We start from the raw sequence: 16,775 nt of genomic DNA on the forward strand, positions 1-16,775 counted from the left end.
TGTGCGTTTCCTCGCGGGCGCCGACCATACGGTGCCGCGGCGGCAGATCACAAGCGGCGCGGTTTCATAGGACCCTTGCCGCAGGGGGCGAGGTTCCGCAAAGGCCGGGGAGGCTAGAAGCGGTTGCGGACGCTGCGGACGAACTCGCCGACATAGCGGTCGAGCGCCTCGGTCTGCTCGTCGACCTTGCGCGCGGCCTCAGCGACATGGATCGCGGCATCGCCCGTGACGCGCGCTTCCGCGCCGACCGCGCCGACATTGGCGGTGACGGCGTCGGCGTTGAACGCGACCGCCTGCGCATCGGCTGCGATGGTCGAGGCGATGTCGGCCTGGCGGCTGACGACGGAGGCGATCGTGCCCGAGGTCTGCTCGATCGTCGTCATCGTGTCTTCGATATGCGCCACGGCCTCGAAGGCGGTGGAGGCGGCGGTGCGGATGTCGGCTAGCGTTTCGGCGATGTCGCGCGTCGCCTTCTGGGTCTGCTCGGCGAGGTTCTTCACCTCGCCCGCCACCACGGCGAAGCCGCGGCCGGCAGCGCCGGCGCGCGCCGCCTCGATCGTGGCGTTGAGCGCCAGCAGATTGGTGCGGGCCGCGATCTCCTCGATGAAATCGAGCACGGCGCGGACCTTGTCGGCGGCCTCCGTCAATCCGGCGACGTCGCTGCGCGTGCTGCGGACATAGCGTGCGGCGGCCCGCACCGTCTCGTCGGCATGCTGCGTCTGGCGGGTCAGCTCGCGGATCGAGGCCTCGATCTCCTCGGCCGCGATCGCCACGCTGCTGACGCGCTGCGAGGCGCTTCCCGCTTCCTTCGTCACGCCCTCGGCGCGCTGGGTCGTCTTGTTGGCGCTTTCGACCATCTGGTTCGCGGCCTCGTGCATGCCATGCATCGAGGCGCCGACATCCCAGAGCGCCTTGCCGACGGTGCGCTCCAGATCGCCGGCCAGCTCGTCGAGCGCGGCCTTGCGCAGGGTCTCGATCTCGGCACGCCGGGTCTCCAGCGATTTCTCGGCGGTGACGTCGAGCAGGATGCCGTCCCAGATCACCGTGCCGTCGGCCACGTTGCGGCGCGTCGCATCCGTTCGCAGCCAGACTGTCGTGCCGTCGACGCCCGGATATCGGGCTTCGAACCGCCAGATCTTCGCCGCGGGGTCGAGCTGTCGCAGCGCCTCGTCGAAGCGCAGCTTGTCTTCCGGAAGCATCTTGCCGGTCCAGACACTCGGATCGCGTTCGACATCGGCCTGCTCGAGGCCGAGCAGCCTGTCGAGGAAATAGGATGCGAACTTGAAGCGCAGCACGCCGTCCGGCGTCATGATGCGCTGATAAAGCGTGCCCGGCGCCCGCGAGACCAGCACATCGAGGCGGTAGGCGGTCTCGCGCCGTTCCGCATCCTTCAGCAGGATCAGCGCGCCGAGCACGGTGCCGGTCACGTTCACGAACATGGTGGTCGACAAGGCATCGCGGAGGAAACCGGTGGTGTCGACATGTGCCGGCAGGAAGGGGATGGGCGGCAGCAGGACCAGAGCCGCGCCGATCGCCATCGCCACGACGTCGAACGAGGACAGCGTCCGGCGGCGATATTGGGCGTGGAGATGCACCGCATATCCGACGAGGCCGCTGAGCACGATCCCGACGATGCCGAGCACGTAGCTCCCGCCCAGGAAATAGCGGTAGCAGGCCAGCGGAACCGTCGTCACGAGCATCGCCAGGGGGCCGCCGAACGCACTCGCCAGCAGCACGCTGGTGTTGCGCGAATCGATCATGATGCCGGTGTCGAGCTTCACCGGATTCGTCATGCCGCAGAGGCCGGCGATGGCGAAGATCGCTCCGATCGCGGCCGAACGCAGCAATGTGGGCCGGTCGATCCGATGCAGGATGGCTGTCAGGGCCAGCGCCGCCAGCAGCACGAAAGACAGGCTGCTGATGAGGTGGGCGAGAAGCGACATGGGCATCCGGATGCTTAATGACCCGCCAAGCTTGCCTTTCAATTGTTGAAAGCTGTCCTAACGGATGGCCTCTTCTGCGCTTTTTGCTAGCGTGCGCGCCGATGCGCCACAGTCCTCCCAGTGAAGTCACCCCTGTCGCCGCGCCGGCCGCGACGCCCGAGCGCGTCACGCCGATGATGGCGCAGTACATGGAGATCAAGGCGGCCAATCCCGACAGCCTGCTGTTCTACCGGATGGGCGATTTCTACGAGCTGTTCTTCACGGATGCCGAGATCGCCTCTCGCACGCTCGGCATCGTGCTGACCAAGCGCGGCAAGCATCAGGGCGACGACATCCCGATGTGCGGCGTGCCGGTCGAGCGCGCCGACGACTATCTCCAGCGCCTCATCGCCGCCGGCCACCGCGTTGCCGTCTGCGAGCAGACCGAGGACCCGGCCGAGGCCAAGAAGCGCGGCGCCAAATCGGTGGTGAAGCGCGATGTGGTGCGGCTCGTCACACCCGGCACCATCACCGAGGAGCGGCTGCTGGAGCCCGGCCGCGCGAGCCTGCTCTTAGCCGTGGCACGCCGCAAGACCGGTGAGGCGGCGGCGCTCTACGGGCTTGCGGCCATCGACATCTCGACCGGACGCTTCACCGTGATGGAGGCGCCGCAGGAGCGGCTCGCCATCGAGTTCTCGCGGCTCGAGCCCCGCGAGATCGTCTGCCCCGACGCGATCCATGACGACCCGGAGCTCAGAGAGTTCTGGCGCGATATCGCGGTGCCGGTGACCCCGCTCGCCCGCGACGGGCTCGATGCGGCGTCCGCCGAACGGCGGCTCAAGGAGTTCTTCGGCGTCGCAACGCTCGATGCCTTCGGCGCCTTCAGCCGGGCGGAGATCGCGGCAGCGGGCGCGGCGCTCGCCTATGTCGAGCGCACGCAGCTCGGCGCGCGGCCGCCGCTTTCGGCCCCGGTGCGCGATGCGGGCTCGGCGACGATGCTCATCGACGCCGCCACCCGCGCCAACCTCGAGCTGACGCGCACGCTGGGTGGCGAACGTCAGGGCAGCCTGCTCGCCGTTATCGACCGCACGGTGACGCCGGGCGGCGCGCGCCTGCTGGCCGAGCGTCTGGCCGGCCCGCTGACCGATCCCGCCGCCATCGCGGCGCGGCACGATGCCGTCGAGCTGCTGGCTGCCGAAGTCGGCCTGCGCGAGGATCTGCGGCAGGCTCTCGCGAAGGTGCCGGACGTGGCGCGCGCGCTGGCGCGGCTTTCGCTCGACCGGGGCGGCCCGCGCGATCTCGCCGCCCTCGGCGCGGGGCTCTCAGCTGCCCGCGAGATCGCCGCGCTGCTGGTTCGGCGCGGCGAATTGCCGGCGGAGCTAGGGCGCGCGATGCGTGCGCTCGGCGACAGCGATCCGGACCTGCCGGTGAGGCTCGATGCGACGCTGGCGGAGGAATTGCCGCTCAATCGCCGCGACGGCCGCTTCGTCCGCGAAGGCCATGACGCAGGCCTCGACGAGCTGCGCTTGCTCCAGGTCGATTCGCGCAAGGTCATCGCCCAGCTTCAGGCACGCTATGCGGCCGAGACCGGCTGCCGGACGCTGCGCATCAAGCACAACGCCATGCTCGGCTATTTCGTCGAGGTGCCGCAGGCGGTTGGCGAGGATTTCCTGAAGGAACCCTGGCGGGCGGTCTTCGTGCACCGGCAGACCATGTCGGATGCGATGCGCTTCTCCTCCGTCGAGCTCGGCGAGCTCGAAGCCAAGATCGCGTCTGCCGCCGACCGGGCGCTGAAGCTTGAACTGGCGATCTTCGCCGCCTTGACCGAGGCGGTTCTGGCGCAGGCGGAGCCGATCAAGGCCGTGGCGCTGGCGCTGGCCGAGCTGGACGTCGCCGCGGCACTGGCCGATCTCGCGACGCGCGAGGGCTGGAGCCGCCCCGTGGTCGATGAAGGCCTGTCCTTCACCATCGAGGGAGGCCGCCATCCGGTGGTCGAGGCCGCGCTGAAGCGCGACGGCAAGCCCTTCGTCGCCAACGACACCGAGCTCTCACCGCCCGCCACAGAGGCGAAAGGCGGGCGCATCTGCCTGATCACCGGCCCGAACATGGCCGGTAAGTCGACCTTCCTGCGCCAGAATGCGCTGATCGCCGTGCTCGCCCAGATGGGCTCCTTCGTGCCGGCGGCGAAGGCGCAGATCGGCATTGTCGACCGGCTGTTCTCCCGCGTCGGCGCTGCCGACGATCTGGCGCGCGGCCGCTCGACCTTCATGGTCGAGATGGTCGAGACCGCGGCGATCCTGAACCAGGCCGGCCCGCATGCGCTGGTCATCCTCGACGAGATCGGCCGCGGCACCGCGACCTTCGACGGCCTTTCGATCGCCTGGGCCGCGATCGAGCATCTGCATGAGATCAACCGCTGCCGCAGCCTCTTCGCCACGCACTACCATGAGCTGACGGCGCTGGGAGACAGGCTCGACCGCGTCGCCAACGCGACGGTCCGCGTCACCGAATGGAAGGGCGAGGTCGTCTTCCTGCACGAGGTCGTGCCGGGCGCGGCCGATCGCTCCTACGGCATCCAGGTCGCCAAGCTCGCGGGCCTCCCGCCGGCTGTCGTCGAGCGTGCTCGCGCGATCCTCGGCGAACTGGAGAAGACCGAGCGCGAGAAGCCGGTCGCCTCGCTGGTCGACGATCTGCCGCTCTTCGCCGCCCCTGTGCGCCGCCCGGCTCCCGTCGCCGCCGAGGTCGAGGACGCTGACGGCCTGCGCGAGGCTTTGTCCGGCATCGATCCCGACGAGATGACCCCGCGCGAGGCGCTGGAAGTGCTCTACCGGTTGAAGGGGCTGGCCTGAGGGCGCCGGAAACACGCCGTCATCCCGGGTCTGCGCTTCGCGCCGCCCGGGATGACCGTGCTCTCTATTTCAGCCGCTTGATGCTGGTGATGGCGCCGAAGCTCTTGTCGCGGATGCGGTCGCGCGCTTCGCGCAAGGGCTCGCGGTGGACGCTCATCGAATGGCCGCTGGCGTGGAGCAGCGTGTCGGGGTCGGTCAGGATGCCGACATGGCCCTTCCAGAAGACGAGGTCGCCGCGCTTCAGGCCGGACAGGCTCTCGTCGAAAGGCACAGGCATGCCGAGCCCTGCCTCCAGCATGTCGGAATCGCGGGGGGCGGCGATGCCGGCGGCACTGAGCGCAAGCTGCGTCAGCCCTGAGCAGTCGAGTCCGAGGCTGGTCTTGCCGCCCCAGAGATAGGGCACGCCGAGGAAGCGCTCGGCCACCGCGACGAAATCGGCCTCATGGCTGTCGACCGGCGCCAGATGCGCCGCGAAGACATGGCCGCCATCGCCCAGCACCGCGAAATCGCCCTTCATCTCGACGACAGCCACGGCCGCGCCCAGCGAGAGAGCGGCAAGCGGCGGCAGTTTGATCGAGGCGCCGGGATAGACGAAGGTCCGGAGCGCCGCGACGCGATGGGTGGGCGCGGGCACGCCCGGTCGCAAGGCGTCGTCCGGCAGGTAGCCGACATAGCCGTCGCCCGCGAGCTGGACCCAGGCCCAGCCCTCCTCGCTCTCATAGACCTGCACCAGCTCTCCGGCGAGCGCTTCGGTATCGAGCGGCGCATCTGGTCGCGGCTCGCGCCGAAGCGGCGCGGAGGGCGCGACCACGCGCATCGGCTGCGGATCGGTGAAGCGGGCAGCCTCGACCAGCCCCGCCAGGTGGCGCGCGGCGAGATCGGGGCGGAAGGCGGTGATGCGGCGGTCGGGAATCGCGGTCATGGCGGCAATCTAGAGCTTTCGGCTTGGTCCGTCATTCTCGGGCGGAGCGAAGCGCAGACCCGAGAATCGCAGGCAGGACGAGGCGCCCGAGCCTTCTTCGGCAGGAGATGCTCGGGTCGAACCGGAGCATGAGGCGCCCTTCGATCTAGCTCGCCCCGATCTCCTTCGCATGCTCCGTCACCAGATCGGCGAGCTTCTCGACGGCCAGCGCGCCGGCGACCGTGCGCTGGATCACGACGTTGCGGAGGTCGGCCTCGTCGCGCTTGCGGGTCAGGAGGCCGAGCTTGCCCAGCGTGTCGAGCGCGCGGGTGATGACGGGCTTGGTCACGCCGAGCTGCTTCGCCAGCCCCCTGACCGTATGCGGCGGCAGTTCGAGATAGACCGTCAGCAGGATCGCGGTCTGGCGGGCCGAGAGGTCGGCCTCCCCGTCGCGCACCAGATCGAGATGCACCTGCCGCCACAGTCTGAGCGCCTGCGAAGGCCTGATCTCCAGCGGCATGAAGGTGCGGTTCCCGATCGTTACGGGTCCGTATCATTATCCGGCTGCGAGGCCGGCGCAATCGCCTTCGCCGATCAGCCTTAACCGGGCGGCTGCCGATCAGGCGTAGCGCTGTTTCACCAGGGCGTAAGTCAGCCGCGCGCCCTGGCACTCGCCGCCTTCCGGGCGTCCGGGTTTGGGCGAAGGGTTCCAGCCATAGATGTCGAAATGCGCGTAGGACGCGGTCTTCTCGACGAAGCGGTTGAGGAAGAGCGCCGCCGTGACCGAGCCCGCCATGCCGCCGCTGGAGACGTGGTTCACATCGGCGATCTTGGAATCGAGCATCGCATCGTAGCTCGGCCAGAGCGGCAGCCGCCAGGCGGGGTCGTTCACCGCCATGCCGGTCAGCGAAATCTCGGCCGCAAGCCCCTCGTCATGGGTGTAGAACGGTGGCAGTTCCGGCCCGAGCGCCGTGCGCGCGGCGCCCGTCAGCGTCGCGAAATCGATCAGCAGCTCCGGAGCCTCCTCGTCGGCGAGCGCCAGCGCATCGGCCAGGATCAGCCGCCCCTCGGCATCGGTATTGCCGATCTCGACGGACAGCCCCTTGCGGCTCGCTAGCACGTCGCCGGGGCGGAAGGAGGCGCCGGAAACGGAATTCTCCACCGCCGGCACCAGAAGACGCAGCCTCACGGGCAGCTTCGCCAGCATGATCATCCGCGCCGCTGCGATGGCAGCCGCCGCGCCGCCCATATCCTTCTTCATCAGCAGCATCGATGAGTCGGGCTTGAGGTTGAGCCCGCCCGTGTCGAAGGCGACCCCCTTGCCGACGAGCGTGACCTTGGGATGCGCCGGGTCACCCCAACTCAGCTCGACGAGGCGTGGCGCGCGCGGCGAAGCCCGGCCGACCGCATGAATCATCGGGAAGTTGCGGGCAACTAGATCGTCCCCGACGATGCTGGAGGTGGTCGCGCCACATTCTTCCGCCAGCGCCCGGATCGCGCCTTCGATCTCGGCAGGGCCTAGATCGTTCGCCGGGGTGTTGACGAGATCGCGCGCCAGCATGGCCGATTCGGCGATGAGGCTGACCTCCTCCCCATCGGCGCCATTCGGGAGAGAGAGCCGCGCCCGGGACGGGCTCGGCTTGCGATAGCGGTCGAAACGATAGCCCTGCAGCAGCCAGCCGAGCGCGGCGAGCGCCGGATCGTCGATCTCGCCCTCGAGCCGGTAGTCGCCGGCCGGTAGCAGCGCAGCGAGACGAGCCGGCGCGAACGGATCTTGCCGCCGGCTGACGGCGCTCCGTCCCAGCAGCACGACGGCGAGCGTCCCTGCGGTGTCGGGCAGCAGGCAGTGCTGGCCCGGCCGGGCCGCGAAGCCCTGCGCCAGCGCGAAGCTGCGATGGGCAGGAGCTAGCTTCTCCTGCAGCGCTGGCCAGCTCTCGGCGGAGACGACATGGATCGGAACCGCCGTGGCGGACGCGGTGGTCAGGAGGCTGTGCACGGGCGGCTGATCTGTTCTGGAGCGCGGGCGGGATCCGCGAATTAAGGATGCATTAGGGTTAACGCTTTATCACCGGAGGAACCAGACGAACCCGTTGTCGCGAGGCGATCCGGCCAATGCCACTCAGGACCATGTCTTCCCGGTCGACCTCTGCCCCAAACGCCGCTTCCGTTTCGCCCTCGCTCCGCGTCCGCCGTTTCGGGCTGACGTTCGCGGTCTGCCTCGCCGCACTCGCAGTGGCCGGCTGCCAGGGGCGAGGCGGCATCGGCGATATCACGGGCTCGATTGGCCGCGCCCAGCCCACCCAGCCCCGGACGGCTGCCGATTGGCAGGCCGAGCGCGAGGCATGGGCCAAGCGCTACGATGCCAATCAGAAGAATCGTGACGCCGCCTTCTTCTATGCGCGCGCTCTCCGCGCGCTTGACCAGAACGCCCAGGCGCTGGCTGTGCTGCAGAACGCCGTCATGGTCCATCAGGACGATCGCGAGATGCTCGGCGCTTATGGCCGCTCGCTCGCCGATAACGGCCGGCTGCGCGAGGCCGACGAGGTGCTGTCCCGCGCCCACACTCCGGAGCGGCCGGACTGGCGCATCCTCTCCGCGCAGGGCACGGTCGCCGACCAGCTCGGCGAGCATGATCGCGCCCAGCAGATCTATCAGTCGGCGTTGAAGCTCGCCCCCGGCGAGCCGACGGTGATGTCCAACTATGGCCTGTCGCTTGCCCTCTCCAAGCGACTGCCGGAAGCCGAGCGTGTCCTCGCCGAGGCTGTCGCGTCCGACCGGGCCGATGTCCGCGTTCGCCAGAACCTCGTGCTGGTGCTCGGGCTGCAGGGGCGCTTCGGCGAGGCCGAGACGCTGGCGCGGCGCGACCAGAGCCCGGCCGAGGCCGCGGCCACGATCGCCTACCTCAAGCGCAGCGTCAGCCAGCAGAACAGCTGGGATCTGCTGAAGGGCGGGAAGGGTCGTGCGGCGCCTGCCGCCAAGCCGCCCGTCGCGCGAGCACCGACCGCCGAACCGCGCGGATAAGCTGAAGACCCCAGACGTGGTCATTCCGGCTTGACCTGCAGTATCCCGAAGCGTGAGGCGCGCGCCAGCGCCTCTTGCGAGGTCAGGTGCCGGGGGCGCGAGCCCGGGCATGATGGCATCCAGCTTGGTCGCGGATTCCAGGGGAACCAGCGGGGCTATGCCCCCATCACTTCCACTTGAAGACCTGCACCAGCGCCGGGAACATGATGATCACGAAGAGCACGGGCAGGAAGAACAGGATCATCGGCACGGTGAGCTTGGGCGGCAATGCGGCGGCCTTCTTCTCGGCGGCGTTCATGCGCTGGTCGCGGCTTTCCTGAGCCAGTGTCCTGAGCGCGGTGCCCAGCGGCGTGCCGTAGCGCTCCGCCTGGATCAGCGCCGTCGAGACCGACTTGACGGTTTCGAGGCCTGTGCGCAGCGCCAGGTTCTCATAGGCGATCTTGCGGTCCGAGAGATAGGATAGCTCGGCGGTGCAGAGCGCCAGTTCCTCGGCCAGCGGCACGGACTGGCTGCCCACTTCCGTCGAGACCTTCCGGAAGGCCTGCTCGATCGACATGCCGGATTCGACGCAGATCAGCAGCAGGTCGAGCGCATCGGGAAAGGCGAGCCGCATCGAGAGCTGCCGCTTGGCGATCTGGTTGCTGAGAAATATCTCGGGTGCCTTGAGGCCGATATAGGCGGCGCCGATCGCCATGCCGATCCGGACCATGACGGTCTGGCCGAAATCCTTGATGACGAAGACATAGAACAGCGCGAACAGGAAGAGCGCGATGGGAACCGCGAGACGGAAGAACAGGAAGGCGATCTCGGCCTGCGCGCCGCGATAGCCGGCCATGGCCAGCTGCTGCTTGGCGTTCTCCGTGCCGAGCCAGTCACCGAGTTTGAAGCGCTCGACGATGCGCCGCATATAGGCCTTGGGCTCGGGGCGCAGATTCGCCCGGTCGTTCTGGCGGTTGAGCCTTTCGCGTTCCCGGGCGCGGATTTTCTCGCGCTCGGTTGCGACGCTCTTCATGCGCTTGTGGAGGGTGTTGCCCTCGGTCAGCGGGATCGCGATCGTCAGCACCGTCGCCGCCGCGGCGACGGCGGCGAACAGCGCCAGCAGGAACTGCGGATTGGCGAGGGCGTCGGCGATCTGGGCAATCATGGCGCGTCCTCAGATGTCGAAGTTGATCATCTTGCGCATGACCAGCACGCCGATCGACATCCAGATGGCGCAGCACAGGATGGCGACCTTGCCCGATTGGGTGATCCAGAGCAGCTCGATGTATTTCGGGGTGCTCAGCCAGACCAGGACGGCCACAGCCGGCGGCAGACAGCCGATGATGGCGGCTGAGGCCTTGGCTTCCATCGAGACGGCCTGGATCTTGTCACGCATCTTCCGGCGTTCACGCAGGACGCGGGACAGGTTGGCGAGGGTCTCCGAGAGATTGCCGCCCGTCTTCTGCTGGATGGCGATGACGATGCCAAAGAAATTGGCCTCCGCGCAGGGCATGCGTTCGAAGAGCTTGGCGGTTGCGTCGGAGAGTGGCAGTCCGAGCGTCTGCGCCTCGACGATCTGCCGGAACTCGCCCCGGACGGGCTCCTGCGCCTCGCTGGCGATGATGCGCAGGCAGTCGTTGACCGGCAGGCCCGCCTTGATGCCGCGCACGATCACGTCGAGCGCGTTGGGGAATTCGGTGCCGAATTTCTGGAGCCGCTTGTTGCGGCTGCGCTTCAGGAACCAGGCGGGCAAGCCGAAGCCGCCGACGAAGAGGCCGACGGCGCCGAGGATGGCGTTGCCGCTCGCGATCCACATGAAGAGACCGGTAGCGACGGCCGTGGCCACGCTGACCATGTAGTACTTCCGGCGTGTCCAGTTCAGGCCGGCCTGGGCGATCCGGGTCTCGAGCGTCAGCTTGTTGCGAGCGTTCTCGCGGTTCTCGATTTCCTTCAGGCTCTGGGCGATCTGCCCGCGCTTCGTCCGCGCCTGCGCCTCGCGGTCCACGCCGCGCGCCGTCGCCGGGCCCGTGAAGTCCTTGCGCCGCTTCTCGGCGCGTTTCTCGCCGCTCAGGGTCGGATAGAGCAGCGCGTAGACCACCCCGCCGACGGCGAGCATGGCCAGCAGGGCCACGGCAAGCGTGCTTCCATTCATCGCCGGGCCCCCTGCATGAGCATGCGCCTATACGCCATTGCCTTCGGTCGCCTGCGCGAGTTGGTCGAGCGCGGTTGCGAGGCGCTGCTCCTCGCCGAAATAGCGAGCCCTCTCCCAGAAGCGTGGACGGCCGATGCCGGTGGAGCGATGGCGCCCGATCAGCTTGCCGGCGGCATCCTCGCCCTGCACCTCGTAGACCATCAGGTCCTGCGTCGTGATGACCTCGCCTTCCATGCCCATCACTTCGGTGATGTGGGTGATGCGGCGCGAGCCGTCGCGCATGCGCTGGGCCTGGATGATGACGTCGACCGACGAGCAGATCATCTCGCGCAGCGTTTTCGAGGGCAGGCTGAAGCCGCCCATCGTGATCATCGATTCGATACGGCTGAGGCACTCGCGCGGCGTGTTGGCGTGCAGCGTCCCCATCGAGCCGTCATGGCCGGTGTTCATCGCCTGCAGCAGATCGAAGGCTTCCGGCCCGCGCACCTCGCCGACGATGATGCGCTCGGGCCGCATGCGCAGGCAGTTCTTGACGAGGTCGCGCATCGTCACGGCGCCGGTGCCCTCCAGATTGGGCGGGCGGGTTTCGAGGCGCACCACATGCGGCTGCTGGAGCTGCAATTCGGCCGCGTCCTCGCAGGTGATGACGCGCTCGTCATGCTCGATGTAGTTGGTCAGGCAGTTCAGCAGCGTCGTCTTGCCGGAGCCCGTGCCGCCCGAGATCACGACATTGCAGCGGACCTTGCCGATGATCTTCAGGATTTCCGCGCCCGGCGGCGATATCGCGCCAAATTTGGTGATCTGGTCGAGCGTCAGCTTGTCTTTTCTGAATTTGCGGATGGTCAGCGCAGGGCCGTCGATCGCCAGCGGTGGGGCGATGACGTTGACGCGCGAGCCGTCGGCGAGGCGCGCGTCGCAAATCGGGGAGCTTTCGTCGACGCGCCGGCCGACCTGGCTGACGATGCGCTGGCAGATGTTCATCAGCTGCGCATTGTCGCGGAAACGGACATTAGTCAGCGTGATTTTGCCGGCGACTTCGATGAAGGTCCGCGTCGCGCCGTTGACCATGATGTCGGCGATGTCGTCCCGGGCCAGCAGCGGTTCGAGCGGCCCGTAGCCGAGGACGTCGTTGCAGATGTCGTCGAGCAGTTCCTCCTGCTCCGCGATCGATAGCACGACGTTCTTCAGCGAGATGATCTCGTTGATGATGTCGCGGATTTCTTCGCGCGCCGATTCGGAGTCGAGCTTCGCGAGCTGCGACAGATCGATGGCCTCGATCAGCGCCCCGAAGATCATGCTCTTCATCTGGTAGTATTCTTCGGAGCGCGGCGCCTCCAGCGGCGGCGGTGCTGCGGCCTTGCGCTCCTCCGTGGGGACCTGTGCCGGTTCCGGCCGGCGCGGCACGGCCTGCAGCGCGGCTGGCGGCCGCGAGCTCGGCACGGTGGCGCCTGCGGGGCGCTTTCCGAACATCTCAGCGGGCTCCCGGCTGCGCGCTCGCGGCACTCTGAAGCGTCGCGGCTTTTCGCAGGAAGATCGGCCTGGTCTGCGTCTGATGTTGCGTCATCATGAGGCCTTGCGGCGTTTCAGCTTGGAAACGAGCGGTTCGAGCAAGCTGCGCCGGCTCCGCTTGGCTTCGCCGCGGCCGGTCAGGGCGCTCGCGATCTGGGTGAAGGCCTCGGCCGCCTTGCCGCCGGCCTGGACCTCGGCGATCATCTGGCCATTATTGGCGGCTGTGCCGAAGAGCTGGGCGTCGAAGGGGATCGTGCAGAGCACGTCGATCCCGAGCGCCTTGGCGAACTCTCCGGTGTTGATCTCCGGGCGCTTCGGCACCCCGATCTTGTTCAGGACCAGCCGGGCCACGGCGTCATTGGGGCGCGTCGCGCGCGAGAGATCGACGAGGTTCTTGGCGTTGCGCAGCGAGGCGAGCTCGGGCTCGCCAACGATGACGATCTCGTCCGCACTGAGCATGGTCCGCTTCACCCAGCCGCTCCATTGGTGCGGCAGGTCGAGGACGATGCAGGGCACGCTCGCGCGCAGCAGGTCGAGGAGTTGCTCGAGCGCATCCTCGTTGAGGTCGATCGTCCGATCGAGCATCGCCGGCGCAGCCAGCAGCGCGAGGTTGTCGCTGCAGCGAGAGAGCAGCCGGTCCAGCACGTTGGAATCGAGGCGTTCCGGCGCGAAGATGGCCTCGGCGATGCCCTGCGGCGGGTCCTGGTTGAAGTTGAGGCCGGCGGTGCCGTAGGCGACGTCGAGATCGACGATCACGGTCGAGGCGTCGAGGCTGCGTGCGATCGCCCAGGAGATGTTGTGGGCGACGGTCGAGGCGCCGACGCCGCCCTTGGCGCCCATGACCGCGATGACCCGGCCGAGATTGCGGGCTTCCGGCGCGACATAGAGCTCCGAGAGCGTGCGCAGAACGTCGAGCGTCTCCAGCGGCGCGATCAGGTATTCGCTGACGCCGCGGCGGATCAGGTCGCGATAGAGCTGGACGTCGTTGACGTGGCCGATCACCACGACCTTGGTCCCGGCGTCGCAGCTTTCGGACAGCGATTCGAGATGGGAGACGAGCGTCGCCGGATCGGAGAGCGTCTCGAGCACGATGATGTTGGGCGTCGGTGCCGAGCGGAAGGCCTCGACGGCGGCAGCCGGCCCGCCCATCTGGATGCGGGCATGGGCCTTGTCCATGCGCCGGTCGGCGACCACGGTCTGCATCGTCGCCGCCACGGCGGGGGTTTCGCAGAATGCCTGCAGCGTGATGCGCGGCAGCGGCGCGATGACCTCTTCGTTGGTCGGCTCGCTCGCGGGGAGTTGCTCGCTGGTCTCGGACGTCATCAGTTGCCGCCTCCGACCGCTGAATTGATCTGCGGCGTGCTCTGTCGGTACAGGGTCGAGGGATCCTGGCCCTGGCGGATCTTGCCGATCGCATTCATGCGCTTGACGATGTCCGGCCGGCCCTCGGCGCGCGCCCTGACGAGGTCGATGGGGTCGGCCACCTGCGCGGCGAGAGTCGCCTGCGTGGAGCAGCCGAAGTTCCAGTAGCTCTCGTTCGAGGCGTCGAACTTGTAGCTAGAGACGCCGAGATCGGTCGGCCATTGCCCGCACTCATGCGGCAACGCGGCTTGGAGCGAGGCGAAGGTCAGCCGGATCGGCGAGGCAAGCCCGGGGTCCTCGACCGGATAGCTGCGGACGGCGAGGCCCGAGACGCCGTGGCGCGCCAGCTCGGAACGGATGCCGGCCAGCGTGTCCCGCGCCGCATGGTCGCGGCGTTCCCCGGTCGGCACCTGCGCGACCATCCCGCCCTTGCCGGAGCGGCGATAGGCGCGGGCGAAATCGGCGACGTCCTGCGCCTGGCGGCCGTCGAGCCTTCCCCCGGCTCGTCCGACAAAGACATCGAGCGACTGCGGCGCGTCGCGCAGCACGATCGGATGGCGTTCGCGCACATCGTTCGGGTGGAAGGGGACCGGGTCGATCTCGGCTGTTTTGTTGGCGCAGCCGCCAAGCAGCGCGCCCAGGGCGAGCGCGGCGGCGGCGGTCCGCGTCCGGAGCGAGCTGTTGCGTGAGGATGCCGTCATGTCGGAGCGTCCATCATCCATTGCGATCGTTCGGCGGTCAGTCAGCGATGAAGCCGACGCGACCCTTGTAGGCCTGCGGCACGGGGCCGGAGCCGCTGCCATAGATCCTGTTGAGCCGCCCGAGCAGGATCGCCTGGGCGTCATGGGATTCGACGAAGCCGTCATCGGGACGCTGCACTTCGTTCGGCTGCATCGGCTTCGCGATGTAGGGCGTCACGGTGATCATCAGCTCCGTCTCCTCGCGCTGGTAGTCGCGTGAGCGGAAGAGCGCGCCGATGATCGGCAGGTTCATCAGGCCGGGCAGGCCGTTGATCGAGCTCTTGGAAACGCGCTGGATCAGGCCGGCCGTCGCCAGCGTGCCGCCGGAGGGCAATTCAACCGTGGTGTCCGACTTCCGAACCCTGAACGCCGGAATATTGAGCGCGTCCGCGTTCTGACCGCTGACCCGTAGCTGGTTCTCGAAGTCGAGCTCGGTGACCTCGGTGGCGATGCGCATGCTGATCTTGTTGTCGGACAGGACGATCGGCGTGAAGTTCAGCGCGACGCCGACCGGGCGATACTCGATCTGGTAGGTGCAGGTCTGCCGGTTGAACAGGTCGTAGCTGCAGCTCTGCCCCTTAGGGGCCGGGATTTCTCCGCCGGCGGTGAACTTGGCGCTCTCTCCCGAGATGGCGGTCACCGTCGGTTCGGCAAGCACGCGGGCCAGGCCAGCTCGCTCGAGCGCGCGGATGGTGAAGCTTTGCGAGTTGCCGAAGGCTGCGCCGATCGCGGTTGCCGACAGTTGCTGGGGCTGCAGCGGAAACGGATTGTCGATGGTCGGCGTGATCGAGAGATTGCCGATCTTCCATTCGCCGGTCGAATTGATACCGAGCTGCTTGATCGCCTTGCGCTGTATTTCCGAGACGGTGACCTTGACCATGACCTGGTCCCGCCCGCGGATCGTCAGCGAGTTGATCACCGCGCCCTTGCCACTGGTCTTGTCGGACGAGCCGACGAAGGCGTTGGCGATGTCGACCGCCTGGGTTGCATCCGAGGCGTTCGGGACAGAGCCGACCAGCAGGATCGAGTCCCCCGCAGGCTTGATCTCGATCTGCGAGTTCGGCAGGGCGGTTCGGAGCGTCTGGCGCAGCACGTTGAGGTCGCGTCCGACATTGATCTCGAGCGCGGTGATCTGCCGGCCTTCGGCATCCATCACGAACATCGAGGTGGCGCCATCGGCGATGCCGATGACGAAGAGCTTGCGTGCCGTCCGCACAACCGCATTGGCGACCTTCGGGTTCGCGACGAAGACCTCCTTGGCGTCGCGCGGCAGCTCGACGATCAACGAGCGGCCGATCGAGAGATCGAGCTTCCGCGACATCGCATGCTCGCTCGCTCCGACATTGAGGACGGGAGAAGCTTCCCGGCCGGCCTGAGCCAGTGCGTCGCTGGCCGTGAAGACGGCGGCGCCGGTCGTGAGCGCGAATGCGAGAGCCGTCGCCAAGCGGGGTGAAGGTCTGATCATGGCTTTACGCTCTTGGAGGTGACGCCATAGCGCACGAGCGTCATGGCATTTTCCGTCTCGGGGGGCGCCGTCTGGCCGGCATCCTTCAGGCTGCGCAGCGCCAACGAGAGTGTTCCGCCCTTCTGGGCCTGGACCAGGGTCTCGACCTGCCCGGGGTCGACTTCGAGCGTCGCGGTCTCGCCGACCACGACCTTCTCGCCGTTGCGCTCCTGCACATTCTGGCCGATCGCCAGGACGCGGATGTTGCGCAGCAGGGTTTCGCTGAAAACGCCGGCGCTGTCCGCTTCGGCTCGTGGCGTGCTGACTACGTCGACACGGTCATTGGGCAGGATGAAGCCGCCGGCCGTGCTGGCGCCGCGACTATCCGTGCTGATGGCTACGGCGCGCATGCCGGAGGGCAGCACGGCGGAGAGGAAGCCGGTTCCATCGGTCTTGATCAGTTTCTCGCGGCGGATGGGCTCGGCGGCGAGCAGCGCAAAGCGCGCGACCTGCCCGACGAGCTCTTTCTCCGCCTCGGGCGCCTCGTCCTTGCGGACCACGCCCGCTGGAACCCCCGAGAGCGGCCAATCCAGCCAGCGCAGATCGTTGGCCGTCACCGCGTTGCCGACGGGGATGTCGGCGGCGGCGACGAGCACAGGCACGGTTGGCGCCGCCTCGACCTTGGCGACGGTCTTGGGTGCCTGGGAGGGTCTCTGCGCCAGCAAGGCGGCTCCGAGACCGGCGACCAGCGCGACGACGAGAATGATGATGCGTGCGGGACTCATCGACCTGCGATCCTCAAGCCAGGCCTAGGCTGGCTACTGACCCTGATCGTCGGCCGGAAACGTCAACTTATGGTTAATCGGACGTGTATTTTTTGAGGGCTGGCGCCCGGA

The 16,775-nt window shown here is 67.9% G+C and carries 13 protein-coding genes; 2 read left to right on the top strand and 11 right to left on the bottom strand.

The features are described 5' to 3' along the window. Nucleotides 1-113: 113 nt before the first annotated feature. Complete coding sequence (locus tag BoBH3_RS18025; RefSeq protein ID WP_262332217.1) at nucleotides 114-1,943, bottom strand: methyl-accepting chemotaxis protein; 1,830 nt, start codon at nucleotides 1,941-1,943, stop codon at nucleotides 114-116. A 101-nt stretch (nucleotides 1,944-2,044) separates the two neighbouring features. Here BoBH3_RS18025 and mutS point away from each other — a divergent pair, with 101 nt between their 5' ends. Further along, nucleotides 2,045-4,771 carry a DNA mismatch repair protein MutS gene (gene mutS / locus BoBH3_RS18030; RefSeq protein ID WP_262332218.1) on the top strand — a complete coding sequence of 909 codons (2,727 nt, stop codon included), beginning with the start codon at nucleotides 2,045-2,047 and terminating at the stop codon, nucleotides 4,769-4,771. A gap of 64 nt (nucleotides 4,772-4,835) precedes the next feature. On the opposite strand, the gene BoBH3_RS18035 is transcribed toward mutS, so the two are convergent. From BoBH3_RS18035 to BoBH3_RS18045, 3 genes are all read right to left on the bottom strand, one after another. Continuing rightward, nucleotides 4,836-5,693 carry a C40 family peptidase gene (locus BoBH3_RS18035; protein WP_262332219.1) on the bottom strand — a complete coding sequence of 286 codons (858 nt, stop codon included), beginning with the start codon at nucleotides 5,691-5,693 and terminating at the stop codon, nucleotides 4,836-4,838. Nucleotides 5,694-5,838: 145 nt separating this feature from the next. After that, nucleotides 5,839-6,192, bottom strand: a complete 354-nt coding sequence (locus BoBH3_RS18040) for a MarR family transcriptional regulator (protein ID WP_262332220.1) — start codon at nucleotides 6,190-6,192, stop codon at nucleotides 5,839-5,841. Nucleotides 6,193-6,291: 99 nt separating this feature from the next. After that, a complete protein-coding gene (locus BoBH3_RS18045) occupies nucleotides 6,292-7,668 on the bottom strand; it encodes a leucyl aminopeptidase family protein (protein WP_262332221.1) in 1,377 nt (458 codons plus the stop codon). A gap of 116 nt (nucleotides 7,669-7,784) precedes the next feature. Between BoBH3_RS18045 and BoBH3_RS18050 the strand changes: the two genes are divergently transcribed. After that, nucleotides 7,785-8,693: a tetratricopeptide repeat protein gene (locus BoBH3_RS18050; RefSeq protein WP_262332222.1), complete on the top strand. Its 909-nt coding sequence runs from the start codon at nucleotides 7,785-7,787 to the stop codon at nucleotides 8,691-8,693. A 166-nt stretch (nucleotides 8,694-8,859) separates the two neighbouring features. On the opposite strand, the gene BoBH3_RS18055 is transcribed toward BoBH3_RS18050, so the two are convergent. The 7 genes from BoBH3_RS18055 to cpaB form a co-directional block, all read right to left on the bottom strand. Next, nucleotides 8,860-9,837, bottom strand: coding sequence for a type II secretion system F family protein (locus tag BoBH3_RS18055; RefSeq protein WP_262332223.1), 978 nt, complete (start codon nucleotides 9,835-9,837; stop codon nucleotides 8,860-8,862). A gap of 9 nt (nucleotides 9,838-9,846) precedes the next feature. Beyond that, nucleotides 9,847-10,824: a type II secretion system F family protein gene (locus BoBH3_RS18060; protein WP_262332224.1), complete on the bottom strand. Its 978-nt coding sequence runs from the start codon at nucleotides 10,822-10,824 to the stop codon at nucleotides 9,847-9,849. Between the two features lie 27 nt (nucleotides 10,825-10,851). Next, the gene (locus BoBH3_RS18065; protein WP_262332225.1) at nucleotides 10,852-12,294 is read right to left on the bottom strand and encodes a CpaF family protein; all 1,443 of its coding nucleotides are present in this window, start codon (nucleotides 12,292-12,294) and stop codon (nucleotides 10,852-10,854) included. A gap of 93 nt (nucleotides 12,295-12,387) precedes the next feature. Beyond that, nucleotides 12,388-13,656, bottom strand: a complete 1,269-nt coding sequence (locus BoBH3_RS18070; RefSeq protein ID WP_262332226.1) for a CpaE/TadZ family protein — start codon at nucleotides 13,654-13,656, stop codon at nucleotides 12,388-12,390. Next, nucleotides 13,656-14,396 (bottom strand): CpaD family pilus assembly protein, encoded by a 741-nt coding sequence (locus BoBH3_RS18075; RefSeq protein ID WP_262332227.1) that lies wholly within the window; start codon nucleotides 14,394-14,396, stop codon nucleotides 13,656-13,658. The genes BoBH3_RS18070 and BoBH3_RS18075 overlap by 1 nt, the downstream gene beginning before the upstream one ends. Nucleotides 14,397-14,433: 37 nt before the next feature. Continuing rightward, nucleotides 14,434-15,900, bottom strand: coding sequence for a type II and III secretion system protein family protein (locus BoBH3_RS18080; protein ID WP_262332228.1), 1,467 nt, complete (start codon nucleotides 15,898-15,900; stop codon nucleotides 14,434-14,436). Beyond that, nucleotides 15,897-16,664 carry a Flp pilus assembly protein CpaB gene (cpaB, locus tag BoBH3_RS18085; RefSeq protein WP_262332229.1) on the bottom strand — a complete coding sequence of 256 codons (768 nt, stop codon included), beginning with the start codon at nucleotides 16,662-16,664 and terminating at the stop codon, nucleotides 15,897-15,899. Before cpaB ends, BoBH3_RS18080 begins: the two co-directional genes overlap by 4 nt. Between the last annotated feature and the right edge of the window lie 111 nt (nucleotides 16,665-16,775).

Origin of the sequence: Allobosea sp. BH3 (assembly GCF_025499465.1) — a bacterium.
Taxonomy (GTDB): Bacteria; Pseudomonadota; Alphaproteobacteria; order Rhizobiales; family Beijerinckiaceae; genus Allobosea.

Excerpts from the sequence above, each read along its gene's own strand:
- BoBH3_RS18080 (WP_262332228.1), bottom strand. The coding sequence starts at position 15,900 with ATGATCAGACCTTCACCCCGCTTGGCGACGGCTCTCGCATTCGCGCTC.
- BoBH3_RS18055 (WP_262332223.1), bottom strand. The coding sequence starts at position 9,837 with ATGATTGCCCAGATCGCCGACGCCCTCGCCAATCCGCAGTTCCTGCTG.
- mutS (WP_262332218.1), top strand. The coding sequence starts at position 2,045 with ATGCGCCACAGTCCTCCCAGTGAAGTCACCCCTGTCGCCGCGCCGGCC.
- BoBH3_RS18070 (WP_262332226.1), bottom strand. The coding sequence starts at position 13,656 with ATGACGTCCGAGACCAGCGAGCAACTCCCCGCGAGCGAGCCGACCAAC.
- cpaB (WP_262332229.1), bottom strand. The coding sequence starts at position 16,664 with ATGAGTCCCGCACGCATCATCATTCTCGTCGTCGCGCTGGTCGCCGGT.
- BoBH3_RS18060 (WP_262332224.1), bottom strand. The coding sequence starts at position 10,824 with ATGAATGGAAGCACGCTTGCCGTGGCCCTGCTGGCCATGCTCGCCGTC.
- BoBH3_RS18035 (WP_262332219.1), bottom strand. The coding sequence starts at position 5,693 with ATGACCGCGATTCCCGACCGCCGCATCACCGCCTTCCGCCCCGATCTC.
- BoBH3_RS18065 (WP_262332225.1), bottom strand. The coding sequence starts at position 12,294 with ATGTTCGGAAAGCGCCCCGCAGGCGCCACCGTGCCGAGCTCGCGGCCG.
- BoBH3_RS18050 (WP_262332222.1), top strand. The coding sequence starts at position 7,785 with ATGCCACTCAGGACCATGTCTTCCCGGTCGACCTCTGCCCCAAACGCC.
- BoBH3_RS18040 (WP_262332220.1), bottom strand. The coding sequence starts at position 6,192 with ATGCCGCTGGAGATCAGGCCTTCGCAGGCGCTCAGACTGTGGCGGCAG.
- BoBH3_RS18075 (WP_262332227.1), bottom strand. The coding sequence starts at position 14,396 with ATGACGGCATCCTCACGCAACAGCTCGCTCCGGACGCGGACCGCCGCC.
- BoBH3_RS18025 (WP_262332217.1), bottom strand. The coding sequence starts at position 1,943 with ATGTCGCTTCTCGCCCACCTCATCAGCAGCCTGTCTTTCGTGCTGCTG.